Origin of the sequence: Burkholderia vietnamiensis LMG 10929, assembly GCF_000959445.1 — a bacterium.
GTDB classification, from domain to species: domain Bacteria; phylum Pseudomonadota; class Gammaproteobacteria; order Burkholderiales; family Burkholderiaceae; genus Burkholderia; species Burkholderia vietnamiensis.
Map to the genome: position 1 here is coordinate 2105024 of NZ_CP009630.1, position 23859 is coordinate 2128882.

At 69.1% G+C, this 23859-nt stretch carries 18 protein-coding genes and 1 pseudogene; 9 read left to right on the forward strand and 10 right to left on the reverse strand.

The features are described 5' to 3' along the window. Nucleotides 1–33: 33 nt before the first annotated feature. Nucleotides 34–948 (reverse strand): LysR family transcriptional regulator, encoded by a 915-nt coding sequence (locus tag AK36_RS09275; RefSeq protein WP_045578332.1) that lies wholly within the window; start codon nt 946–948, stop codon nt 34–36. 254 nt (nt 949–1202) lie between these two features. Here AK36_RS09275 and AK36_RS09280 point away from each other — a divergent pair, with 254 nt between their 5' ends. The 7 genes from AK36_RS09280 (at nt 1203) to AK36_RS09310 (ending at nt 8043) form a co-directional block, all read left to right on the forward strand. Further along, a complete protein-coding gene (locus AK36_RS09280) occupies nt 1203–1985 on the forward strand; it encodes a 5-oxoprolinase subunit PxpA (RefSeq protein WP_045578333.1) in 783 nt (260 codons plus the stop codon). Nucleotides 1986–2001: 16 nt separating this feature from the next. After that, entirely contained in the window at nt 2002–2244 is a 243-nt protein-coding gene (locus AK36_RS09285) for an acetyl-CoA carboxylase (RefSeq protein ID WP_045578478.1), read from the forward strand. 4 nt (nt 2245–2248) lie between these two features. After that, nucleotides 2249–3712: an acetyl-CoA carboxylase biotin carboxylase subunit gene (locus AK36_RS09290; RefSeq protein ID WP_045578334.1), complete on the forward strand. Its 1464-nt coding sequence runs from the start codon at nt 2249–2251 to the stop codon at nt 3710–3712. After that, the gene (locus AK36_RS09295; RefSeq protein WP_045578335.1) at nt 3709–4584 is read left to right on the forward strand and encodes a 5-oxoprolinase subunit B family protein; all 876 of its coding nucleotides are present in this window, start codon (nt 3709–3711) and stop codon (nt 4582–4584) included. The genes AK36_RS09290 and AK36_RS09295 overlap by 4 nt, the downstream gene beginning before the upstream one ends. Further along, nucleotides 4574–5569 (forward strand): 5-oxoprolinase subunit C family protein, encoded by a 996-nt coding sequence (locus AK36_RS09300; RefSeq protein ID WP_045578336.1) that lies wholly within the window; start codon nt 4574–4576, stop codon nt 5567–5569. The genes AK36_RS09295 and AK36_RS09300 overlap by 11 nt, the downstream gene beginning before the upstream one ends. 194 nt (nt 5570–5763) lie before the next feature. After that, a complete protein-coding gene (locus tag AK36_RS09305; protein ID WP_011881195.1) occupies nt 5764–7119 on the forward strand; it encodes a purine-cytosine permease family protein in 1356 nt (451 codons plus the stop codon). Nucleotides 7120–7536: 417 nt separating this feature from the next. Continuing rightward, a complete protein-coding gene (locus tag AK36_RS09310; RefSeq protein WP_045578337.1) occupies nt 7537–8043 on the forward strand; it encodes a GNAT family N-acetyltransferase in 507 nt (168 codons plus the stop codon). 65 nt (nt 8044–8108) lie between these two features. On the opposite strand, the gene AK36_RS09315 is transcribed toward AK36_RS09310, so the two are convergent. Then, nucleotides 8109–10103, reverse strand: a complete 1995-nt coding sequence (locus AK36_RS09315; protein WP_045578338.1) for a glycoside hydrolase family 28 protein — start codon at nt 10101–10103, stop codon at nt 8109–8111. A gap of 488 nt (nt 10104–10591) precedes the next feature. Here AK36_RS09315 and AK36_RS09320 point away from each other — a divergent pair, with 488 nt between their 5' ends. Next, complete coding sequence (locus tag AK36_RS09320; RefSeq protein ID WP_045578339.1) at nt 10592–11950, forward strand: aspartate aminotransferase family protein; 1359 nt, start codon at nt 10592–10594, stop codon at nt 11948–11950. Between the two features lie 234 nt (nt 11951–12184). Here the strand turns inward: AK36_RS09320 and AK36_RS09325 are convergent, their stop codons facing one another. From AK36_RS09325 to AK36_RS09345, 5 genes are all read right to left on the reverse strand, one after another. Beyond that, entirely contained in the window at nt 12185–12802 is a 618-nt protein-coding gene (locus AK36_RS09325) for a 3'-5' exonuclease (RefSeq protein ID WP_011881191.1), read from the reverse strand. Between the two features lie 213 nt (nt 12803–13015). After that, entirely contained in the window at nt 13016–14740 is a 1725-nt protein-coding gene (locus AK36_RS09330; protein WP_105856880.1) for a tannase/feruloyl esterase family alpha/beta hydrolase, read from the reverse strand. 28 nt (nt 14741–14768) lie between these two features. Continuing rightward, nucleotides 14769–15908: a porin gene (locus AK36_RS09335; protein WP_011881189.1), complete on the reverse strand. Its 1140-nt coding sequence runs from the start codon at nt 15906–15908 to the stop codon at nt 14769–14771. A 67-nt stretch (nt 15909–15975) separates the two neighbouring features. Next, a complete protein-coding gene (gene mhpT / locus AK36_RS09340) occupies nt 15976–17181 on the reverse strand; it encodes a 3-(3-hydroxy-phenyl)propionate transporter MhpT (protein WP_011881188.1) in 1206 nt (401 codons plus the stop codon). Between the two features lie 415 nt (nt 17182–17596). After that, nucleotides 17597–18091 (reverse strand): MarR family winged helix-turn-helix transcriptional regulator, encoded by a 495-nt coding sequence (locus tag AK36_RS09345; RefSeq protein ID WP_011881187.1) that lies wholly within the window; start codon nt 18089–18091, stop codon nt 17597–17599. Nucleotides 18092–18162: 71 nt separating this feature from the next. Between AK36_RS09345 and AK36_RS34245 the strand changes: the two are divergent. Next, nucleotides 18163–18318 (forward strand): annotated as a pseudogene (locus tag AK36_RS34245) (RNA polymerase subunit sigma-24); the annotation flags it as partial. Between the two features lie 283 nt (nt 18319–18601). On the opposite strand, the gene AK36_RS09350 reads toward AK36_RS34245, so the two are convergent. The 3 genes from AK36_RS09350 to AK36_RS09360 form a co-directional block, all read right to left on the reverse strand. Continuing rightward, entirely contained in the window at nt 18602–20362 is a 1761-nt protein-coding gene (locus AK36_RS09350; RefSeq protein ID WP_045578341.1) for an acyl-CoA dehydrogenase family protein, read from the reverse strand. 10 nt (nt 20363–20372) lie between these two features. Then, entirely contained in the window at nt 20373–22277 is a 1905-nt protein-coding gene (locus AK36_RS09355) for a feruloyl-CoA synthase (RefSeq protein ID WP_045578342.1), read from the reverse strand. Nucleotides 22278–22376: 99 nt separating this feature from the next. Beyond that, nucleotides 22377–23828 carry an aldehyde dehydrogenase gene (locus AK36_RS09360; RefSeq protein WP_034193741.1) on the reverse strand — a complete coding sequence of 484 codons (1452 nt, stop codon included), beginning with the start codon at nt 23826–23828 and terminating at the stop codon, nt 22377–22379. Nucleotides 23829–23859 lie beyond the last annotated feature (31 nt).

The window sequence follows — 23859 nt, forward strand, 5'->3', positions numbered from 1 at the left end:
CGGATTCAGGCTTCGCGCAATCAGCCCCACCTACTACTTCCGCTTGGGCGGCCCACCGATTTCCGCTGGTCTGACGAAATAGTCGCGCAGCGCGTGCATCGCGGGGCTCAGCTCGATGTTCTTGCGCCACGCAAGGCCGACGCTCATCGGCGGCACCGGGTCGCGTAACACGATCGTCTCGATGCGCCGCCCCTCGAGCGACCACGGCCGATACACCATGTCGGACAGAATCGCGACGCCGCTGCCGTTCGCGACCATGCTGCGCACGGCCTCCACGGACGACGTGCGCAGGATCACGTTGGGCCGATACGGCGTCTCGCTCCAGTAGCGCAGCGCGGTCTGGCCGGCCTCGTCCACCGTCAACATCACGAACGGTTCGTTCGCCACCTCCGCGAACGTGACGCTCTCGCGCTTGAGCAGCGGATGATGCGCGCTGACCCACAACCGACGCACCGAATGGATCACGGGCTCCAGCACGAGTTCGGGGTTCGACACGTTCGACGTCAGCAGCACGGCCATGTCGTAGCGGCCCGCGATCAGCCCCTCTTCGATCGACTCGCGGTTCAGTTCGTGCAGGTTGATCGTCAGCCGCGGATAAAGTGTGCTCAGGCGCAGCACATGTTGCGGCAGAAAATAGCCGAGCACGGTGTAGCTCGCGGCGATCGCGAGCGTGCCCGTCACCGTGCTTGCGAGGTTCGGAACCCGCATCGCCTCGTCGACCGACGACAGGATGGCATACGCGTGATTGAGAAAGCGCCAGCCGGTGTCGGTGAGCGTCACGCCCGCGGACGTGCGCAGAAACAGTTGCGTGCCGAGGCTTTCCTCCAGCTCCTTGATCGCGCTCGTCACGGCCGACTGCGAGATCGTGAGCTGGATCGCGGCCTGCGAGATCTGGCCAAGCTCGGCCGTGGCGACGAAGTATTTGAGCTGTCTGAGGGTCAGGGCCATGGCCGACGGGAAGCGGAGCGGTGCGCAATAAATATCATATCGATCGCGCGACCGCCACCGGCGGGGATCCATGAAGGCCCCGAAGTCCAGCCGGGGCCGGCCTCGCGCCCGTTCTCGTCGATATCGAAAAAATCGATACGCCGCATACAAAAATAGAACTATTTTGACGTCCCGTGCGCGGCTAACCTCCTTTCGACACTGCTTCGGCTCGCGCAGCAGCGCGCATCGACCGAGAACCTGGAGGATCCCCAAGCATGAGCAAGCAAAGCGTCGACCTGAATTCGGACATGGGCGAAGGCTTCGGCCCGTGGACGATCGGCGACGGCGTCGACGAACAGATCATGCCGCTGATCAGCTCGGCCAACATCGCCACCGGCTTTCACGCCGGCGACCCGAACATCATGGCGCGCACGGTGCAGCTGGCGCGCGCCGCCGGCGTCGGCATCGGCGCGCATCCGGGCTTTCGCGATCTGGTCGGCTTCGGCCGCCGCGCGATCGCCGAAACGCCGCAGGCGCTCGTCAACGACATCGTCTACCAGCTCGGCGCGCTGCGCGAGTTCGCGCGGCTCCACGGCGTGCGCCTTCAGCATCTGAAGCCGCACGGCGCGCTTTACATGCACGCGGCGGCCGACGAGGCGTTCTCGCGGCTGCTGATCGAAACGCTGCAGCGCGTCGATCCCGGCCTGTGGCTGTACTGCATGGAAGCATCGGCGACGTACCGCGTCGCCGCCGAATACGGCCAGCCGGTGGTGCGCGAATTCTACGCCGATCGCGACTACGACCGCAGCGGCTCGATCGTGTTCACGCGCCGCGTCGGACGCCTGGATCCCGGCCAGGTCGCCGACAAGGTGCTGCGCGCCTGCATCGACGGCAAGGTGCATACGATCGAAGGAGACGACATCGACATCGATTTCGACTCCGTCTGCATCCATAGCGACACGCCGGGCGCGCTCGAACTCGTGCGCAGAACGCGCGACGCGCTGGTTCGCGAAGGCATTCGCACCGCCGCCCCGCTACCGCTCGCCGCACATCACTGATTCAAGGAGACGCATGATGGCATTGCACGATATCGTCAGCCCGCTGCCGGGCACCTTTTACCGCCGTCCGTCGCCCGACGCGGACTACTACGTCGCAGTTGACGCGCCCGTGATGGCGGGTGCGGTCGTCGGCCTCGTCGAAGTGATGAAGCAGTTCACCGAGATCGAAGCCGACGTGTCGGGGCGTGTTGCCGAGCTGCTCGTCGAAGACGGCGAGCCGGTGGACGCAGGCCAGGTGCTGATGCGGATCGAGGCGTGACGCGATGAGCCTCGCAACTTCCTCCGGCACGTTCTATCGCCCGTCGCGGATCCGGACCGTGCTGGTCGCGAACCGCGGCGAGATCGCGGTGCGCATCATCCGCGCCGCACACGAGCTCGGCATGCGCGCGATCGCCGTGGTCAGCGACGCCGACCGCGACAGCCTCGCCGCGCGCATGGCCGACGAAGCGATCCACATCGGCCCGTCGCATGCGGCGAAAAGCTATCTGAATCCCGCGGCCATCCTCGATGCCGCGCGCCGGTGCGGCGCGGACGCCATTCATCCCGGCTACGGCTTTCTGTCCGAAAACGCGGCCTTCGCCGCGCAGGTCGAGGCGGCCGGCCTGATCTTCGTCGGCCCCGACGCGCACGTGATCGCGACGATGGGCGACAAGGCCCGCGCACGCGAAACCGCGCAGCGCGCCAGCGTGCCGACCGTGCCCGGCAGCGACGGCGTCGTGCACTCGCTCGAAGAAGCGCAGGCAGTCGCTGCGCGTATCGGCTATCCGCTGATGATCAAGGCGGCCGCGGGCGGCGGCGGGCGCGGCATCCGCGTTTCGCACGACGCCGCGCAACTGGAGGCCGAGCTGCCGCTCGCGCAGCGCGAGGCGCAGGCCGCGTTCGGCAACGGCGGCGTCTATCTCGAACGCTTCATCGCACGCGCACGGCACATCGAGGTGCAGGTGCTGGGCGACGGCCGCAACGTCGTGCACCTGTTCGAGCGCGAATGTTCGCTGCAACGGCGACGCCAGAAGATTCTCGAGGAGGCGCCGTCGCCTTCGCTTACGCCGGCGCAGCGCGACGCGCTGTGCGAGTCGGCGACGCGTCTCGCGCGAGAAGTCGGCTACCGCAGCGCGGGCACGCTCGAATATCTGTACGACGACGCCCGCGGCGAGTTCTACTTCATCGAGATGAATACCCGCATCCAGGTCGAGCATCCGGTGACCGAGGCGATCACGGGCATCGATCTCGTGCGCGAGACGCTGCGCATCGCCGACGGCGAGCCGCTGCGTTTCGCGCAGCAAGACATCGCGATGCGCGGCGCGGCGATCGAATGCCGGATCAACGCGGAAGATCCGTTGCAGGATTTCCGTCCGAACCCTGGACGCATCGATACGCTCGTGTGGCCGACCGGCGCCGGCACACGCATCGACTCGCTGCTCTATCCGGGCTACGTCGTGCCGCCGTTCTACGACTCCCTGCTCGCCAAGCTGATCGTGCACGACGAGAGCCGCGCGGCCGCGCTGCAACGCCTCGCGCGCGCGCTGGGCGAGCTGCACGTCGGCGGCGTGAAGACCACCGCACCGTTGCACCTCGCGCTGCTCGCGGACGACGACGTGCGGGCCGGCCGCTACCACACCAATTTTCTCGAAGCGTGGATGCCGCAATGGCGCGAGGCCGTGACGGCCCGCGCCCGGCAACACGCGGATACGGAAGCAGACGCCGCGCGCGTCGGGGAGGCTCAGTGACGGCCCGTTATACCTTCGGCGGCGACGAGTTCGTGTTCGTCGAGATCAGCGAATCGATGTCGCTCGACGCCTTCTTCAAGGGCACGGCGATCACGCGCGAACTGCAGCGCCGCGCGGTGCCAGGCATCACTGAAATCTGTCCGGCGAACGCGTCCTACCAGGTGCGCTACGACCCCGACGTGATCGAGCCCGACGCACTCGTCGCGCTGCTCCAGACGATCGAGACGGAAGCAGGCGATGCGCCGCTCGAACTCGACACGCGGATCGTCGAGGTGCCCGTGCTCTACAACGACCCGTGGACGCACGAGACGATGATGCGGTTTCGCGAGCGTCATCAGGATCCGACGTCGACCGATCTCGAGTACGCCGCGCGCATCAACGGCAAGCGCGACGTCGACGAATTCATTGCCGCGCACTCCGGTTCGCCGTGGTTCGTGTCGATGGTCGGCTTCGTCGCGGGGCTGCCGTTCATGTATCAGATGGTCGAACGCGCGCGCCAGCTCGAAGTGCCGAAGTACCTGCGGCCGCGCACCGACACGCCGAAGCTCACGGTCGGCCACGGCGGCTGCTTCGGCTGCATCTACTCGGTGCGCGGCGCGGGCGGCTACCAGATGTTCGGCGTGACGCCGGCGCCGATCTTCGATCCCGCGCAGCGGCTCGACTATCTGCACGACTTCATGGTGTTCTTCCGGCCCGGCGACATCGTGAAGTTCCAGCCGATCGATCGCGCTGCGTACGACGCAGCAGTGGCGGCCGTCGACGCCGGAACCTTCTCGCTGCGGGTGCGCCCCGTGAAGTTCTCGCTCGACGCGTTCCGGCGCGGTCCCGATGCGTATAACCGTTCTCTCGTCGAGGTGCTGCATGCCGACTGATCCGCACGATCTGATCGAGGTTCTGAAACCGGGCCTCGCCACCTCCGTCCAGGATATGGGCCGGCAAGGCTGCTATCACGTCGGCATTCCGCCGTCGGGCTCGCTCGACCAGTACGCGTCGCGCGCGGCGAACCTGCTGGTCGGCAATCCCGAAGAGGTGGCCGTGCTCGAATGCACGCTGCTCGGCCCCGAACTGCTGTTCCATATGGACGCGCTCATCGCCGTCACCGGCGCCGAGATGACGCCGAAGATCGACGGCATCGCGCAAAGCTGCGACGTCGCGCTCCGGATTCGCGCGGGCAGCGTGCTGTCGTTCCAGTACGTGAAGGCCGGTGCGCGTGCGTATCTGGCCGTCGCGGGCGGCATCGACGTGCCGGTCGTACTCGGCAGCCGTTCGACCTATACGCTCGGCGCGATCGGCGGCCTTGCGGGCCGGCGCCTGCAGAAAGGCGATCGGCTGCCGGTCGGCGCCGTGCACGGCGCGCCGCGCGAAGGGCGCGAACTGCCGGCATCGATGCGCCGGCCGCTCGACAGCCAGGTCGCGCTGCGCGTGCTGACGGGCCTGTACCACCACCGGCTGACCGACGCGTCGGCGCAGACGTTCTTCGACGACGAGTGGACCGTCGCGCCCGAGGCGGACCGCATCGGCTACCGCTACAAGAACGGGCGGCCGCTGCAGTTTCGGCCGCGCGAACAACCGTTCGGCGCGGGCGCGGATCCGTCGAACATCGTCGACGCGTGCTATCCGGTCGGCTCGATCCAGGTGCCGGCCGGGCTCGAGCCGATCATCCTGCATCGCGATGCGGTCTCCGCCGGCGGCTACGCGACCATCGGCACGGTCATCAGCGCCGACATGGACCTGATCGGACAGATGCAGCCGAACCATCGCGCGCGCTTCGTGCCCGTGACGATGGCCGACGCGCTCGCGGCACGCCGCGCGTACCGCCAGCGCCTGGCGTTGCTGCGCGCCGCGCTTCAGGGCTAGACGCCGCGCGGCCCGGCGCCGCCGGCACCTTTTCTCGCTCCGCATTCATTCCCGCGCGACCGCGTGCCGCGCGGCGGATGCGTGCGCGCCGTTTCAGCCGGACCGGTTGCCCATCCGACGTCGGGGCAACCCTGCGGAAGCAGTTGCCGCGGCCAGGACGTCGTTCGCAGCTTTGCTCATCGAGGAGCACCACCATGGCCAACCTGGCTCATGCCGACGCCGACGAGGATCTCGACCTGTCGACGCTCGCCATTCCCGATCACGCGCGCATGCCGCCCTTCTCGCTGACGATGGCGTGGTGGGCCGTGTGCAGCGCGGTGTTCTACATCGTCGTCGGCGCGACGCTCGCGCTCAGCTACGGCGCCCGCAACGCACTGATCGGCATGGCGCTGTCGGTCGTGTCGTACGGCGTGGTCAATTCGATCATCAGCCGCTACGCGATTCGCACGGGCCTGTCGGTCGCGCTGTTCTCACGCGTGCTGTTCGGCAGCGCCGGCGCGGCGCTCGCCACCCTGATCTTCTTCGCGACGGCAATCTACTACGCGGTGTTCGAGGGTTCGGTGATCGCGGTCGCCGCGCATCACCAGTTCCCCGCGCTCGACTACAAGTGGGTCGCGCTGATCGTGGTGTGCTACAGCGTGCCGCTCGTGTTCGGCAGCGTGCAGCATTGGCTCGACAAGTTCAACGGCGCGCTGCTGCCGTTTTACCTGATCGGCCTGTGTGCCGCGGTCGGACTCACGACGGCGGAGTACGGCTACAACGCCGCCTGGCTCGATTTCGGACCGGCAGGCGGCGCGCCGGCCGGCGGCTGGTGGCAGTGCTTCGTCTACTACATGGGCGTGTGGGTGCTGATGATGTTCACGTTCGACTACGCGCGCTTCGGCCGCAAGGAGGACGCCAGCTATCACGGCCGCTTCAACTTCGGCATGCCGTTCTATCTCGTGACGTTCCTGTTGAACGGCGCGGTGGGCATCTACGTCGTCAGCACGACGCCGGGGCTCGGCACGCTGTCCGAAGTATCGGTCGTGCTCGCGCTGCTGAAGCTGATGGGCGTGTGGGGGCTGCTGTTCGTGTGGGTCACGCAGTCGCGCATCAACACCGCGAACTACTATCTCGCGACGGTCAACATGCAGGCGTTCTTTCAGAAAGTGGCCGGGCTGCGCGCACCGAAGTTCGTGTGGGCGGTCGTGGTGGGCGCGGTGGTGTACGGCTTGATGATGGCCGACGTCTTTTCCCGGATTCTGCAGGCGCTCGCGTATCAGGGCATCTTCGTCGTCGCGTGGGTCGCGGTCGCGCTCGCGCACATTCTCTCGGACCGTTACGGACAACTCGTGGGCGACGACATCGAATGCCGCGACGCGCACGTGCCGACCTTCAATCCGGGCGGCCTGATTGCGTGGTTCGCGGGCGCGTTCGCCGGACTCGCGCTGAACCAGGCGTCGGGATTCGCCGCGTCGCTATCGGCGCCGGCGACCTTCGTGGTGTCGTGGCTCGCGTATCGCGCGCTGCTGGGCGCGGCGAAGCGGACGTGGTTCGTGCGGAACGTGTAAGAGCGCGCATTGGCTGGTGTCGGGCGAGCGCTGTTTCAGCCGGTTTCGTTCTTCCGAAGGTGGATTGAACAGGCTGCTCGGTTCACTTTGCCCGCTGCCGACGTGACCCGACGCGGCGCGGAAATGCGGCTCGTCTCGCGCCTGGAAAGGACGAGCCGCGGAAAGCAAGGAGCGACCTGAACGGCACCGCCGGGTCGCCGAACGCACGCATGCCTGCTTTGCCGGCAGTTTCGGTAGACTATGCATTCGTTTCGAGCGTCATCTCGACGTTCTTGCTGCATTGCTCTCGCCGGCTACTGCCGTCATCTGCTCACGCTTCGTCGATGACCTGTGTCAGCCGGCCTTGGCATCGCAATGCGCTGCTGCGCGTCGCGCGCCGCAGCTACCCGTTCCGCAAACCAGCGACGACCCCGACCGATGATCACGATCCGCCTGCTCGACGCCGCCGACGCGGCGCAATTCAAATCCGTCCGCCTTCGCGCGATCGACACGTCGCCAACTTCGTTCCTGCCTACCCACGCCGAAGAAGTCGTGGTGCCGCTCGAAGCATTCGCAGCGCGCATCGCACCCACGCATGAGCGCGCGGTGTTCGGCGCATTCGACGGCGAGTCGCTCATCGGCACCACCGGCGTGTACCGCGATGCACGCGCGAAGGTCGCGCACAAGGCGACGATCTGGGGCGTGTTCGTCGATGCCGCCTATCGCGGGCGCAGCGTCGCGCAAACGCTGCTCGACAGCGCGTCCGCGCATGCGTCGCAGGCGTGGCAATGCGCGCAGCTGATGCTGTGCGTCAACGAGATCAACGGCGGTGCGCAGCGGTTGTACGAGTCGCTGGGATTCGTGCGGTTCGGCACGGAACCGCGCTCGCTGTGCGTCGACGGCCGCTTCTACGACGAACACCATATGGTCAAGATTCTCGCGTGATGCGATCGCGCGCGCACTGGCCGACGGCGCAATGCAGTGCGCGCGAGCACCGCTCATCGAACGTATCAGCGCCGATCCGTGATCGACGTGTCGACGACCTGCCCCGCGATCGTCACGTTCGCGAGCGTCATCGCGCTCACGTTGAACGCGTAGATCGGACCGGGCGACGTGACCGTCGCCGCTCCCGACGCGACCGGCGTGCCGAAGTCGCAGTTGCTGATCGTCACGCCGGAGATCGGCTGCACGGCCGGCGTCGGCGGCGCGCCGTTGTAGTCGAACGCGACGGGCCCCTGCGCGACGATCGCCTGGAAGCACGACGCGCTCACGCCGTTCAACGTCACGTTGCTCGCCTTCACGTCGGAGATCGTCACGTTCTGCACGACGGGCGGCCGCGTGCGCACCGCGTCGTTGGCCGGCTGATAGTCGCAGTCGAACGTGACGATGCCGCCCTGTGCGGCCGACGGATTGCCGGCCGCCGCCGTGACGACGCCGAGCGCGACGCTCGCGTTGATCGGGCTGCCGGCGAGCAGCGCGCTGCCGTAGCCGCCGCCCTTCAGGTTCACGCCGTTCGGCAGCACGACGCCTTTCACGTGGAAGTCCTTCACGTAACCGCCGCGGTTCATGTTGGTCTTCACGCGAATCGCGATGTTCAGCGGATTGGTCTGCCAGTTCGCGTTCAGCATCGACAGGTTGGTCGCATAGATCTGCTCGACGCCGCCGCCCATTTCGCTGCCGAGCGTAATCCCGCCGTGGCCGCTGTTCATCGTGCAGTCGCGAATCAGGTGTCGCTTCGCGGGCCCGTATTCGGTGTCCCGATCCTTGCCCGACTTGATCGCGATGCAATCGTCGCCGGTGTTGAACGTGCAGCGCTCGCACAGCACGTCGGTGCACGCGTCGGGATCGAAGCCGTCGTTGTTCGGACCGATGCTGTTGGTCGTCACGCCGCGGATCACGACGTTGCGGCTCGCGGTCGGATGATGCTGCCAGAACGGCGTGTTCTGCGTCTGGTAGTTCTCCATCAACACGTTCGTGCAGCCGATGAATTCGACCATGCACGGCCGCAGATAGTGGCCGAGCCCGAAGATGCGCCGCTCGACCGGCACGCCGGCTTCGGACAGTGCGGGCAGGTAGTTCTGGTCCTGCTGCCACGGCGTGACCGGCGAGGTGAGCAGCGCGTAGAGCGCGTCCGGAATCGCCGGTGCGACGAGCCGCAGATCCACGTTGTTCGGATTCGCGAACGCCTGGCTCGGCACGGACGCGTTCCCGCCATACGCGCCCGACGAGCCCTTGTAGGTCCACCAGCAGACGCTGCCGGCTCCGCTACCCGCGAAGGGCGTCATCGCCTGCCCGTTCAGCACCGACGTCGCGCCTTCGCCGGTCAGCGCGATGTTGGTCGCATTGCGCGCGTAGACGGGCGCGCCGTAGTTCAGACAGTCGTTCGCCTGCCAACGGCTGTAGTACAGCCGGCCGTTCGCGCCGCAGTCGACCGGGCCGTCCTTCGCGTAATCGGCCGGGTTCGGACTGAAGTAGATCGTGCAGTTCACGCTCAGATGGAAATTCACGTTGCTCTGCAGCACGATCGGCCCCGCGCAGTACCAGTTGCCGGCCGGCACGATCACACGGCCACCGCCTTCACGCGCGCATGCGTCGATCGCCGCGAGAAATGCCGGGCGCGAGTCGAACGCGCCCGGCGCGGTCGTCAGTTCGGCGCCGGGGCTCACCGGCGATTTGGCCGACGGGTACGGCGACGTCTGCGCGACGGTCGCGCACGAGCGCGCGCCATAGTGCGTCACGTCGAATTCGCGGTGGCGGAACGCGCGCCGCGACACATGCGCGAGCGATGCGGCGATACGCGCGGCCGCGCCGTGCTCGCCCCAGATCGCGTCGGGCGCAACATCGGCTGCGGCGACGTGGGCGAACGCACGGGTGGCCGCGAGTGGACCGCCGAACACTGCCCCGCCGGCGAGCGCGCCGGTCCAGCCGATGAAGTCGCGGCGCGTCAGCCGCTTCGAAGAAGGCGAACGGGCGGGCAAAGACGAACGGCGACGGCTTGCGGCCATGGGCATTTCTCCGGAAGGGGGTATCGGGTCGTGTGCGACGCGACCATATTCGTACGTCGTCGTATCATATGGGCAAGTCTAGGCGCGTTCGTGGTCGGGCATGTATTTGTCGTTTACCCTCGATTCTCGCTGCACAAATTCGGATGTGTGCGTGCACTCACGTGAGATCCGTGAGCGTCTGTGAGATATGTCGTCGTATGTTTATGCGCACAAATTGCTGCCTGCGCCCCCATCGCGTTCGATGAATCGGGACGGTTCTCGGGCACCTTCCGGCGTGCGAAAGACTCGAGCGCCACGTATGAACACCTTCACCGCGCCAACGGCTTCGCGTACGGCCGACATCTCGCCGTGTCGCCAATCGGCCATAACTCTGCAACACCTACGCGCAGCGCCCTTCGAATCGCCTACCTGCCTCCGTGATTCCGCCTCTGTTCAACGCCCCGCCCGGCGCGCTATCGTTGCTCCACCTTCACCACCAGGAGCTGCCTTTGCCTTCCCGCCACGGAGTCGACCTGACCCGCGCCCGCGCACTGTTCGATCGCGAGCGCCATACATTCACCGAAGCCATGCCGGTTTCCCGCGCGCTGTCCGCGGAAGCGTCCGAGCATCTGCTGTTCGGCGTGCCGTTGCACTGGATGCAGGACTGGTCGACACCGTTCTCGCTGGTCGTGAAGGAAGCGCGCGGCGCGACCTTCACCGACGTCGACGGGCATCGCTACGCAGACTTTTGCCTCGGCGACACCGGCGCGATGTTCGGCCATGCGCCCGAACCCGTCGCGCGGGCGCTCGCCGAACAGGCGACGCGCGGCTACACGACGATGCTGCCGAGCGAAGACGCCGCGTGGGTGTCGCGCGAACTCGCGCGCCGCTTCCGGCTGCCGGTCTGGCAGTTCGCGCTGAGCGCGAGCGACGCGAACCGCTTCGTGCTGCGCTGGGCGCGCGCCGCCACCGGCCGCAACACGATCATCGTGTTCAACGGCTGCTATCACGGCACGGTCGACGACGTGTTCGTCGACCTCGTCGACGGGCGCCCGGTGCAGCGCGACAGCCTGCTCGGGCAGTCCTACGACCTGCTCGCGAACACGCGCGTGGTCGAGTTCAACGATCTGCACGCGCTCGAAGCCGCGCTGAAGGACGGCGACGTCGCCTGCGTGCTCGCCGAACCGGCGATGACGAACATCGGGATGGTGTTGCCGGAACCGGGCTTCTGGGACGCCGCGCGCGCCCTGACGCGCCGTTACGGCACGCTGCTCGTGATCGACGAGACGCACACGATCAGCAGCGGGCCGGGCGGCTACGCGGCCGCGCACGGGCTCGAACCCGACGCGCTGGTGGTCGGCAAGCCGATCGCCGGCGGCGTGCCGTGCGCGGTGTACGGCTTCAGCGCCGAATTCGCGGAGCGCGCGAAGCAGGCGAAGCTGAACGCGCCGCCCGGCCATTCGGGGATCGGCACGACGCTCACCGCCAACATGCTCGCGATGCACGCGATGCGCGCGACGCTCGCGGAGGTCGCGACCGAAGCCGCGTACGCGCACATGTTCGAACTGGCCGCGCGACTCGCGACCGGGCTCGAGCAGACCATCGCGAAGCACGGGCTGCCGTGGTGCGTGACGCGCATCGGCGCGCGCACCGAATTCCAGTTCACGCCGGTGCCGCCGCGCAACGGCACGCTGGCGGGCGAACAGCTCGACAGCGAACTCGAGCACATCGTCCATCTGTACCTGCTGAACCGCGGCGTGCTGATCACGCCGTTCCACAACATGATGCTGGTGTGCCCGCAGACGACTGCCGACGACGTCGACAAGCTGGTCGCGCAGTTCGACGCGTGCCTGGGCGAACTCGTGTGATGCGGTGACGCGCGCTCGACGTCGCGGGAAGGTGCCGGCCGCGTCGAAGCGGCCGCACGTCGCGAAACGCGCGTGCGGCGTTCGGTGAGATCGACGAAGTCATGCGCTCAGTAGCGCGATGGACGTGACGCACGAGAATGCGCGCGAGAATGCGCATGAACGTTCGGCTGGCGGCGCTGGCGAGCCAACGTGAGCGGACCCACTCCACCGCGCTCCCCCCACCCGCAAGCAGAATCACCGCCCCGCCGCCGACAACGAACCGAAGAACGTCGCGACCTTCGCCTTGCTCGTCGTCTGCAGCCGCGACATGAGCCCGTGATCGACGTGCCGCAGCCCGTAAGTCTCGCCGATGTCGCGCTGCATCCGGCACCACAGATGGCTCGCGATCTCCGCGTCGACCATCGCGCGGTGCGCGCGGCCGGCCTGCGGCAAGCGCAGCAGGTCGGCGAGGCTCGACAGCCGGTGGCTGCGCGCATGCGGGTAGAGGCGCCGCGCCACCAGCATCGTGCACGCGAACGGATGATCGGCCGCGACGCCGAGCGAGCCGAGTTCGGCCTGCCAGAATCGCTTGTCGAACCCCGCGTTGTGCGCGACGACCGGATGGCTGCCGACGAACGCGGCGGCTTCCTTCATCACCTTCGACACCGGCGGCGCCGTGGCGATCATCTCGTTGGTGATCCCGGTGAGCGCGACGACGTCGGACGGAATGCGGCGTCCCGCGTTCATCAGGCTCTGATAGCGGTCGACGATCTCGCCGTCGCGCAGCAGGATCACGGCGATCTCGGTCGCCCTGTCGCCCAGGTTCGGGGAAAGCCCGGTTGTTTCGAAGTCGAGTACCGCTACGGTTTGCATGCGCGAATCAACGGAAAGATACGTGGCGTGTCGGTCGCGACGCGTCGCGCCGACGGAAAGGCGCCATAGTATCCCGGGACACGGCCACCGGCCGCAACTGCCGCGCACATACGCAGGCGCGGAGCCGCCGCCGTCGCCAGCGCGCACCCACAAGCAACCGCGGCGATGCTCGCGCCCATCGACCCGAGCGCCGCATCGCCGCTCACCGCTGCGTCAACGACAACTGAAGCTCGCCGCCGAATTCACGTCGCCCGAGCCGTTGTAGCGCGCGACCTGCGGATACGGACACAACGGACGCGTGCGGCCCGCGCCCCACGACGTCGGCACCTCCGCATTCGGCAGCACATTGCTCGCGTCGCGCGCAGTCGCGACGATCGCGGCCGGCGCCTGTCCCTGCTCGACCCACGCGACGAGCGGCGTCAGCATGTCGAACTGGTCGGCGGCCGGCCCGCCCGAGCAGTGATTCATCCCCGGCACCGGATAGAAGCGCGCGAAGCCCGACGCGTCGCCGCCGTTCGCCTGCGCGAGCCGCGCATACCAGTCGCTCGTGTCGTTGAACGAGAACACCGGGTCGCCGGTGCCGTGATAGACGAGCAGCTTCGCGCCGCGCGACTTCAGCGCCGCCAGGTTCGTCTCGTCGGGCGGCGTCATGAAGGCCCACGACGACTGCGTGTACACGCCGTTCGACGCGAAAATCGCCGGCGCGTCGCGGTCCATGTCGAAGCCGAGCGCGAAGCCGGCGAGATTCGCGAGCGTCGCGGCGGTCTGCGGCGGCGTCATGAACGTGAACGCCATCGCGGCCGGGTCGAGCACCACCGAATTCGACTGCTTCCACGCGGCCCATCCGCCGCCCGCGATGCCCGGATCGTACGGGAAGCTCGCGTAGAGCGCCGCGCCCGCGCTGTTTCGCGCGCCCGCGAACACGTTCCCGATCGCGCGCTTCTGCGCGCTCGTCAGGCACGCGCCGGTGCGCGTGTCGTTCGCGCAGGTCGGGACGTCCGTGTCGATGCTGAAATGCGCCTGGCACGCGGCGACGTCCTGCACCATCCCGTCGGCCGCGCCATCGAGCGCGTCGCACTTGTCGAGAATCTTCTGGCCGACGAGCCGGCGCTCCGCGTCGGTGAAGCCGCTGCGGATATCGGGCAAGCCATTCGTGCCGGTCGCCGACGCGATCTGCGCGAACTGCTGCGCGCCGTACATCTCGCCGATCGCCGCCTTCGGCAGATGGAAGCCCGGATCGCCGGCGATGATCCCGTCGTAGTCGCCTGCGTTGCGCACGGCGGTGACCATCGCGTGCCGCCCGCCGTTCGAGCAGCCGCCGAAATAGCTGCGATCGGGCGCCTTGCCGTACGCGAGCCGGATCACCTGCTTGGCCATCGGCGTGAGCGCGTCGACCGCGCCGTAGCCGTAGTCGAGCCGCGCCTGCGGATCGAGCCCGAACAGCGGGTTCTGCGCGGCGCTGTGCCCCGAATCGGAGCTGATCACCGCGAAGCCCTGGTTCAGCGCATTGGTCAGCGGCCCGCCGCCGCCCACCTCGCCCGTCGCGGTCACGACGTTGCCGTCGAGCCCGCCGTTCGCCTGGTAGAAGAAGCGACCGTTCCACGCCTTCGGCAAGCGCATCTCGAAGCCGATCGCATAGGTTTTGCCGTCCACCGCGCTCACGCGCTCGTTCATCTTCCCTTCGATCACGCAATGCTCGGCGATCGGCTTGCCGGCCACGGCGAGCGCGCCGGCGGCCGCGGTCGTCACCGACGTGAACGACGTGTTCGCATACGACAGCTTCGCGGCGAGCGCGTCGCAGGTCTGCGTCATCGCGGCCGGCGTCGCGGCGCTCAGGTGCGCCGGCGCGGCGTTGACGGAATCGTCGCCGCCGCAGCCGGCGAGCAGGGCCGCTGCGGACAGCGGCGCAATGCACAACAGTGCAGATTTGCTGTTCAAGATGGCTCCCATTCGTCAGGATCGCTGATCAGAACATGTGGCGCACGCCGACCATCGCGCCGAGCTGCCCCATCCCCGCGCCGGGCGTCGTGCCGGCGCCGCCGCCGCTGACCGCGTAGCGCGCATGCGCGCTGTTCCACAGATACGACGATTGCGCATAGACGGCCGTGCGCTTGCTCAGCAGATAGGTCGCGCGCAGCGTGGCCATCGTCGCGCGCGTGTCGTGCGCGCTGTTGACGATCCGGTAGCCCTCGCCGTCGACGATGAACGCCGGCTTCACCGCATACGACGCGCCGACGAAGAACAGGTCCGAATGCGCACCCGGCGCCGCCGGCGAACCGGTCGACACGCGCCGCCCGATCCAGCCCGCGCCGAGCCGCGCGCCGGCCGCCTGCGCATAGGCGCTCACGTGCGTGCGCGCATCCTTGCCGCCGCTGCTCGTGAACGGCACCGGCGCGACGCCGTCGAAGAAGTTCGCGGCCGCGCCCGTGCCGCCGCGCTGCTCCTCGTACGACGCCGCCGCGCCGAAATACGCGCTGTCGTACTTGAGCATCACCGACCAGTTGCGGCACTGGACGGCGTCGCCCGGCACCTGTCCCGCGCACGTGCCCTGCCCCGGCGAGTTGCCGGTGCCGGCGCCGTCGCGCCCGAACGAGTAGGCGGCGCCGAGCGTCACGCCGCGATACGTGCCGACGTAGGTCACGGCGTTGTCCGCGCGGCCGTTCGGCACGTAGGCGTCGAACGAGCCGAGCCCGTAGATGTCGGGGCCGATGATGTCGGCGCCCTGCAGCGCGAGATAGGTCATCGTGTACTGACGGCCGAAGGCCAGCGTGCCGAAGCCGCTCTTCAGCCCGACGAACGCCTGGCGCCCGAACAGCCGGCCGCCCTGGCCGAGATCGCCGCCGCGCACGTTGAAGCCGCTTTCCAGCGTGAACACCGCCTGATAGCCGCCGCCGAGATCCTCCGTGCCGCGCAGCCCCCAGCGCGACGGCAGTTCGCCGGTCACGCCGGGCATGCGCACGACGTGATCGCCGGCCGCGTTCGCGTGCGACACGAACTCGACGCCCGTATCGATGATTCCGTACAGCGTCACGCTCGACTGCGCGTGGGCGCCGGACGCGGCGAGCGCGCATGCGCCGGCCGCCAGCAAGGCTTTGGTGTGCTTCATGTCGATTGTCTCCATACCTGCGTCGAATTCGCGCTCTGACGGCGCTCGTGGTTGAAAGTGGAAAGCCTCAGTCCTGCGCGGCCGGGCGCCGGATCAGCACCAGCGCGGCGATGGCGGCCACCAGCGTGACCGGGATGCTCGCGCCGATCACGACCGACGCGCTGCGGCCCATCGCGAGCAGCTGGGCGGCGGCGAGCGGCCCGACGACCGAACCGAGCCGGCCGACGGCCACCGCGGAACCGACGCCGGTGCCGCGCATCGCGGTCGGGTAGTAGATCGCGGCGAGCGCATAGAGCACCGACTGGCCGCCGACGACGAACATCCCGGCCGCGAACGCGGCCACGGACAGCCACAGCAGCCCCGGCGCGATCGCCAGCGCCGCGAGCGACAGCACGATTCCCGCATACATGCCGCCGACCACGCGCGACGGGCGCAGCCGATCCATCGACATGCCGATGCCGAGCACGCCGAGGCCGCTGCCGATGTTGAAGAAGATCTGCACGATGCCGGCCTGACTGCGCGCGAGGCCCTTCGCGGCCATCAGCGACGGCAGCCAGTTCAGCAGGAAATACAGCACGATCAGCGTGCAGAAGTAGCTGAGCCACAGCGCGAGCGTCGTGCCGGTGCGCGCGCCGCCGAACAGCGTGTGCCCGACCGTCGGACGCGCGGCGCCCGAGGCGCTGACGTCGAGGAACGCGCGCGATTCCGGCAGCAGCGCGATCAGCACCGGCGCGAGCAGCAGCGGCCCGACGCCGCCGACGTAGAAGATGTGCCGCCATTCGGCGTCGCCGGCGAGCAGCACGCCGATCAGCGACGCGATCACGCCGCCGAACGGAATCCCGCAGTACATCACGGCGACCGCGCTGCTGCGCGAGCGCGGCTCGACCGATTCGGACGACAAAGCGATCAGGTTCGGCATCGCGCCGCCGAGGCCGAGGCCCGTGAGCGCACGCACCGCGACCAGCATCGCAAAGCCCGACACCTGCGCGGTCGCGATCGACAGCAGCCCGAACAGGCACACGGACGCGATCAGCACCTGCTTGCGGCCGATGCGGTCGGCGAGCCAGCCGCCGAGCATCGCGCCCGGCAGCAGGCCGAACGTGCCCGCGCTGAACGCGAGCCCCATCTGCGAAACCGACAACCCGAATTCGTGGGCCATGCGCGGCGCGGCGACGCCGACCGACTGCAGGTCGAGCCCTTCGAGCAACGCGATCGCGAAACACAGGCCGAGCGTCGTCGCGACGGCCGGCCTTGCGGCAACGGAAGTGTCCATGTCGTCTCCAAACCGCGCGGCATGCCGGAAGGCAGCCGCGGCGTCCTTGCTTGTTATGGTGGTCGGGCCGCGCTAATTTATCAGGTAGCCTGATTAACAGCCCGAAATAAAATCCCGTCGGGGACGCGATGATTTAATAACAGGTAACCTGATATTTCAAGTGCAGCGAGCGCGGTGTTAACCCGCAACGCAGCGGGAATCAAAGCCGCGTTGCATCGTGTTGCGGTGCGATGTGGGCAGCGGTGGGGTTGAGGGACGGGAAACTGCGAGGGGCAGGGGTAACGCGAGGGCGAGGGCGAGGGCGAGGGCGAGCGCGAGGGAAGCGGAGGCGGAGGCGATAGCGGTAGCGGTAAGAACAAGCGCCACGACGCGGCAACGGCTACGGCGGCCACGGCCGCCGTAGCCGCCGCGATACTCAGTCGCGCAAATTACGCACGAACAGTTCGAGCGTGCGCTGCACCTGCGCGACGTCGTCGCTGCTCACGTCGTCGCCGAGCATCCGGCGTTCGAGCGGCCGCAGCACCTGTTCGCATTCGCGCAGGATCGCCGAGCCGGCGTCGGTGAGGCGCAGCAGGATCACGCGACCATGGCTCGGATCGGCCTCGCGCGTCACGAAGCCGCGCGCGGCCATCGCGACCATCACCTCGTTCGCGGATTGCGGCGTGATGAACGAGCGCACCGCGAGCTGCGCATTGGACAGCGCGCCGCGCACCTCCAGCACCGACAACGCCGTGTACTGCGCGAGCGTCACGCCGAGCGGCGCGAGTGCATCGCTCATCTGGCGGCGCAGCAGCCGGTCGAGATTGCCGATCAGATAGGTGAGCCGCTGCTGCGCACGCATGCGCGGCCTGGCTTCGGTGGCGCGGGCCGTGCGCTTCGCGCCGGCCGGTTTGACGGGTGTCGAACTCATGAACGTGTCGGTAGGAGAATCGCGGGCCATCTTACCTCACCGGGGCGGCGTGACGGTCCGAGGATGCGCGGCTCGTCGATGCGCTGCGCGACGACCCGGCGCTCGCACGCTATCACTGGCTGCCGACGGTACGCGGCGACCTGCGCGCGAAGCTCGGCCGCGCCGCGGAGGCGACGCGCAACGCGCGCGAAAGGGCATTGCCGCTCGGACGCGTGGCCGATGCATGACCTGCGGTGGCGGATGCGGCACGTCGCGCGCGCGGGCCGCCTGCGCATGGCTGCGGCCAGCGGGCAACAGTCCGTGACAGGTGAAGCAGCGCGCCAGATTCAGACGCTCCACCCGGGACGTCCGAACGCGACGGCAACGACAACGGCGACTGCACCATGCCGCTGCGTGCGCCGTGCGGATGGCCCCGAAGCTCACCCACGAATCCCCCGCGCACCGACCCACAGGCACCCCGTCCCCGCCGCCGCCTCGCTCACCTTGGGCACACGGCAACGCAACGAGCCCCTACCCCGCCATAGCCGCCACACGCGGCAGCCCCGCGCGCAAGCCGGCATCGACCAACGCGAGCCGGTGCGTGAATGCCGCGAGCGGATAGTCGAAGAAGTACCCACCGACCTCGCGCTTGTCCGCACGAAACGGATCGTCCGCCGCCCCCACACCGACGATGCGCAGCGTGCGCGCCCACGCGAACGCGAGCAGCAGCCAGCCGAGCAGCGCGAGATAGTCGTCCGCGACGCGGTACGGCAGCTCGGGATCGCCGTCGCTCGCGTCGAGCAGCGCCGCGCTCACGCGCTCGACCTCCGCGCACAACGCGGCCACCCGCGTTCCAGCGGCGCGCGTGAGCGGGTCCGCAGGCGCGTCGCTGCATGCGGCCGCTTCCGCGCGAATTCGCGCCAGCAGCGCGCCGAGCGCGTCGCCGCGATCGCCGAGCACCTTGCGCACCAGCAGATCGATCGCCTGAATCTCGTTGGTGCCCTCATACAGCATCGACACGCGGCAATCGCGCAGCGTCTGCTCGATCCCGTATTCGTGCACGTAGCCGTAGCCGCCGAACACCTGCAGCGCATTCGACGCGGTCGCGAAGCCGTTCGCCGTGAAGAACGCCTTCGCGACCGGCGTGAGCAACGACGCGAGCTTCGTCGCCGCGTCTCGCGCCGACGCGTCCGGGTCGTGCGCGGCGACGTCGAGCCAGTGCGCGATCCAGTAGCCGATCGCACGCTCACCTTCGACCGTCGCACGCGCATCGAGCAGGATGCGGCGGATCGCCGGGTGTTGCGCGATCGGCGCCGCGCGGCCCTGCACGCGTTCGCCCGCATACGCGGACGCAGCCTGCCACGCGCTGTGCGCGTGCCCGACGCCCTGCATCGCGACCTGCAGGCGCGCCGCGTTCATCATCACGAACATCGCGGCCAGCCCGCGATGCGCGTCGCCGACGAGCCAGCCGAGCGCCGCGTCGAAGCGCATCGTGCAGGTCGGGCTCGCCTTCAGCCCCATCTTGTGCTCGATGCCGTCGCACCAGATGCCGTTGCGCACGCGCCCGCCCGCCGCGTCGAGCCACTTCGGCACGACGAACAGCGACAGCCCCTTCGTGCCGGCCGGCGCATCGGGCAGCCGCGCGAGCACCAGATGCACGATGTTCTCGGTCAGATCGTGGTCGCCGCCGGTGATGAACAGCTTGCTGCCGCTGATGCGGTAGCCGTCGCCGGTCGGGTCCGGCGCCGCGCGCGTGCGCAGCAGCCCGAGATCGCTGCCCGCCTGAGGCTCGGTGATGCACATCGTCGTCAGCCATGCGCCGCTGGCGATCTTCGGCAGGATGTCGCGCTTCACGCGCGCGCAGCCGTGCGCGCTCACGCAGGCCACCGCGCCGTGCGTGAGCCCCGGCGACATCAGCCACGCGTGGTTCGCGCCCGCGAGCATTTCCTGCAGCGCGACGTCGAGCAGATGCGGCAGCCCCTGGCCGCCGCACGCCGGATCGAGCGCGAGCGTCGGCCAGCCGGCCGCGACGTAGTCGCGATACGCGTCGCGAAAGCCGGCCGGCATCGTCACGTCGGCGCCGTCGAAACGGCAGCCTTCGACGTCGCCGCTCGCATCGAGCGGCGCGATCCGCTCGGCGACGAAACGCGCGGCTTCGTCGAGCACCTGCTCGGCGACGCTTACGTCGAGATCGGCCCAGTCCGGCACGCGGCGCCACAGCGCCGGCGCATCGAGCCATTCGCCGATCACGAACAGCATGTCGCGCAGCGGCGCGCGATAGGTGGCGCTCATCGTGCGCCCCTCATGCGCGGCGCGGCGCGCTGGCGACGATCACGCCCGCGTCGGCCGCATCCGGCCCGTACATCGCGTCGACCACCGCCGCGCGATGCGCGAGCACCGCGCGCTGGTTGATCGAGCCCTTGTCGGTGATCTCGCCGAGATCGAGCGACGGCGGCGTGTCGAGCACGCACAGCCGCGTGACGAAGCTCGCGCTGCCGGTCGCATCGCGGTTCAGCCGCGCGAGCAAGTCCGCGAAGAACGCGCGCACCGCGCTCGCCTGCAGCACGGTGCGAATGTCCGCGTCCGCCGCCGCGCCGGCCAGGCGACGGCAATCGTCGATGCGCGGGAAGATCATCACGCCGACGTCGTCGCGGTTCATTCCGGTGATCACCGCGTCCTGCACGTACGGCGCGCCGTTCGACACGATGCGCGCGCGCATCGGCCCGACGCTCACGAACGTGCCCGACGACAGCTTGAAGTCCTCCGCGATGCGCCCGTCGAACATCAGGCCGATCTCCGGGCGCGCGGGATCGACGAAGCGCACCGCGTCGCCGCTGCGGTAATAGCCTTCGTCGTCGAACACTTCGCGCGCGTCGTCGCCGCTCGCGCGCCAGTAGCCGGCCATCACGTTCGGCCCGCGAAAGCGCGCTTCGAGCTTGCCGTCGATCGGCACCAGCTTCGCGTCGCAGCCGGGTGCGGGCAGGCCGATGTAGCCGGCGCCCGACATCGGCCCGGTCGTGAACATGCACGACGGTGCGGCTTCGGTCATCCCGAGGCCCGCCATGATGCGGATACGCTCGCCGCAGTGCGCGAGCGTCACGCGCTCGAGCCGGTCCCACGCCGCCTGCGACAGCCCCGCGCCCGCGAAGAAGTACATCCGGACGCGCGAGAAGAACGTGTCGCGCAGCGCGGCGTCGGTCTCGAGCGCGGCCGCGAGCTCCTCCCAGCCTTTCGGCACGTTGAAGTACACGGTCGGCGCGATCTCGCGCAGGTTGCGCAGCGTCTCGGCGAACTTGCCGGCGACCGGCTTGCCGTCGTCGATGTACAGCGTGCCGCCGTTGTACAGCGCGATGCCGACGTTGTGGCTGCCGCCGAACGTGTGATTCCACGGCAGCCAGTCGACCAGCACCGGCGGCTCCAGCCCGAATTGCGGGAAGGTTTCGAGCAGCATCTGCTGGTTGCTGCACAGCATCCGGTGCGTGGTGGGCACCGCCTTCGGCAGCCGCGTCGATCCCGACGTGAAGAGGAATTTCGCGATCGTGTCGCCGGTGACCGCGTCGTGCGCGGCATCGACGCCCGCCGGCCGCGTGTCGAGCAGCGCCGAGAACCGCGTGACGCCGTCCATTCCGTCGGGCGCCGTCACGACCACGCGCTCCACGTCGCTCGGCACCGCGGCGTCGAGCGCGGCGCGGAAGGCCGCGCCGTCCGACGCGAACACGAGCCCCGGCGTCAGCAGCGCGAGCGCATGGCGCAGCTTGCCGTAATCGCTCGACACGAGCGAATACGCGGGCGACAGCGGCGCATGCGGAATGCCGGCCCACATCGCGCCGAACGCGAGCTGCAGATGCTCGAGGTCGTTGCCGGACAGGATCGCGATCGGCCGCTCGGCCGACAGCCCGCGATCGAGCAGCGCCTGGCCGATCGCGCGGGCGCGCTCGAGCATCTGCGCATAGCTGATGCCGATCCACGCGCCGTCGGGGCCGCGCCGCGCGACCAGCCAGCGGTCCGGGTGCGCCTGCGCGCCGCTGACGAGCCGGTCGGTGAGCCGGCGCGGATACGCGCCGAGCGCGCTCGCCGCGCGCAAGGTCCAGCAGCCGTCGCGTTGCGCGATCTCCGGCGGCGCCGTGCCGATCGCCACGGGGCGATAGCCGGCGGGGACGGGCTGCACGACGGCCGCGTCGCGCAGTTGGGGTCGTTCCGCATCCACGTTCTGTCTCCGTTCGACTCCGCCCGGCGCGCTCGCGCATGCGGGCGGAGACTTCGTTGTGTCGTTATAGAGTGGCGGCGCCGCGGCGCCGGGTGCTGCTCAAATCGGGTAATGGCGCGGCGTGGTCTGGACGGTGATCCAGCGCAGGTCGGTGAACTCGGCGATCGACGCCTTGCTGCCGAACCGGCCGTAGCCGCTCGCCTTCACGCCGCCGAACGGCATCTGCGCCTCGTCGTGCACGGTCGGCCCGTTGATGTGGCAGATGCCCGATTCGATCCGCTTCGCGAGCTGCATCGCGCGCGCGATGTCGCGGCTGAACACCGCAGCCGACAAACCGTATTCGCTGTCGTTCGCGGCCGCGAGCGCCGCTTCGTCGCCGTCGACGCGCTGCACGGTCACCACCGGCCCGAACGATTCGTCGGCGTAGAGCTGCATCTCGCGCGTGACGCCGTCGACGATGGTCGGCTGCATCACCGCGCCGTCGACCTCGCAGCCGAGCGGCAGCGCGGCGCCGTGCGCGTGCGCATCGGCGACCATCGCGGCGATCCGCTGCGCGGCCGCCGCGCTTTCCAGCGTGCCGAGCACGACGCCCGGCGCGGCCGGGTTGCCGGCCTTCAGCGTGCGCGCCTTGGCGACCAGCCGTGCGACGAACGCATCGGCGACCTTGCGATCGACGATCACGCGCTCGGTCGACATGCAGATCTGCCCCTGGTTGAAGAACGCGCCGAACGCGACCGCATCGACCGCCGCGTCGAGATCGGCGTCGTCGAGCACGAGCACGGGCGCCTTGCCGCCGAGTTCGAGCAGCGCCGGCTTCAGGTGCTGCGCGGCGAGCGTCGCGACGATCCGGCCCACGCGCGTCGAGCCAGTGAAGTTCACGCGCCGCACGGCCGGGTTCGCGATCAGCCGCTCGACGATCGCCGGCGCATCCTGCGGCGCGTGCGTGATCACGTTGACGACGCCGTCGCCGAGCCCCGCGTCGTGCAGCACGCTGCCGATCAGCCGGTGCACGCCCGGACATCCTTCGGAGGCCTTCAGCACGACCGTATTGCCGCACGCGAGCGGCATCGCGAGAGCACGCGTCGCGAGGATCACCGGCGCATTCCACGGCGCGATCCCGAGCACCACGCCGCACGGCTGGCGCACGGCCATCGCGATGCTGCCCGGCACGTCGGACGGAATCACCGCGCCGTCGATCTGCGTCGTCATCGCGGCGGCCTCGCGCAGCATGTTGGCGGCGAGCATCACGTTGAAGCCGTACCAGTTCGCCATCGCGCCGGTTTCCGCGCGGCCGGTCTCGATGAATTCGCCGGCGCGTGCGTCCATCCGGTCGGCCGCCGCCAGCAGCCGGCGGCGGCGCTCGGTCGGCGCCAGCGCCGCCCACGCGGGGAACGCGCGCGCGGCGGCCGCGACCGCGGCATCCGCATCGGCGAGCGTCGCCGCGGCCGCGCGCGACGCGACCTGCCCGGTCGCCGGGTCGATCCGGTCGAACGTCCCGCCGTCCGACGCGCCGCGCGACACGCCGTCGATCAACAAACTCACTTCGTGCATTTCGGTGTCTCCTCTCAGGTCTGGCCGCGCG

Bases quoted from the DNA above. Each gene is read 5' to 3' on its own strand.
- AK36_RS09275 (WP_045578332.1), bottom strand. From the start codon at position 948: ATGGCCCTGACCCTCAGACAGCTCAAATACTTCGTCGCCACGGCCGAG.
- AK36_RS09280 (WP_045578333.1), top strand. From the start codon at position 1,203: ATGAGCAAGCAAAGCGTCGACCTGAATTCGGACATGGGCGAAGGCTTC.
- AK36_RS09285 (WP_045578478.1), top strand. From the start codon at position 2,002: ATGGCATTGCACGATATCGTCAGCCCGCTGCCGGGCACCTTTTACCGC.
- AK36_RS09290 (WP_045578334.1), top strand. From the start codon at position 2,249: ATGAGCCTCGCAACTTCCTCCGGCACGTTCTATCGCCCGTCGCGGATC.
- AK36_RS09300 (WP_045578336.1), top strand. From the start codon at position 4,574: ATGCCGACTGATCCGCACGATCTGATCGAGGTTCTGAAACCGGGCCTC.
- AK36_RS09305 (WP_011881195.1), top strand. From the start codon at position 5,764: ATGGCCAACCTGGCTCATGCCGACGCCGACGAGGATCTCGACCTGTCG.
- AK36_RS09310 (WP_045578337.1), top strand. From the start codon at position 7,537: ATGATCACGATCCGCCTGCTCGACGCCGCCGACGCGGCGCAATTCAAA.
- AK36_RS09315 (WP_045578338.1), bottom strand. From the start codon at position 10,103: ATGGCCGCAAGCCGTCGCCGTTCGTCTTTGCCCGCCCGTTCGCCTTCT.
- AK36_RS09325 (WP_011881191.1), bottom strand. From the start codon at position 12,802: ATGCAAACCGTAGCGGTACTCGACTTCGAAACAACCGGGCTTTCCCCG.
- AK36_RS09335 (WP_011881189.1), bottom strand. From the start codon at position 15,908: ATGAAGCACACCAAAGCCTTGCTGGCGGCCGGCGCATGCGCGCTCGCC.
- mhpT (WP_011881188.1), bottom strand. From the start codon at position 17,181: ATGGACACTTCCGTTGCCGCAAGGCCGGCCGTCGCGACGACGCTCGGC.
- AK36_RS09345 (WP_011881187.1), bottom strand. From the start codon at position 18,091: ATGAGTTCGACACCCGTCAAACCGGCCGGCGCGAAGCGCACGGCCCGC.
- AK36_RS09350 (WP_045578341.1), bottom strand. From the start codon at position 20,362: ATGAGCGCCACCTATCGCGCGCCGCTGCGCGACATGCTGTTCGTGATC.
- AK36_RS09360 (WP_034193741.1), bottom strand. From the start codon at position 23,828: ATGCACGAAGTGAGTTTGTTGATCGACGGCGTGTCGCGCGGCGCGTCG.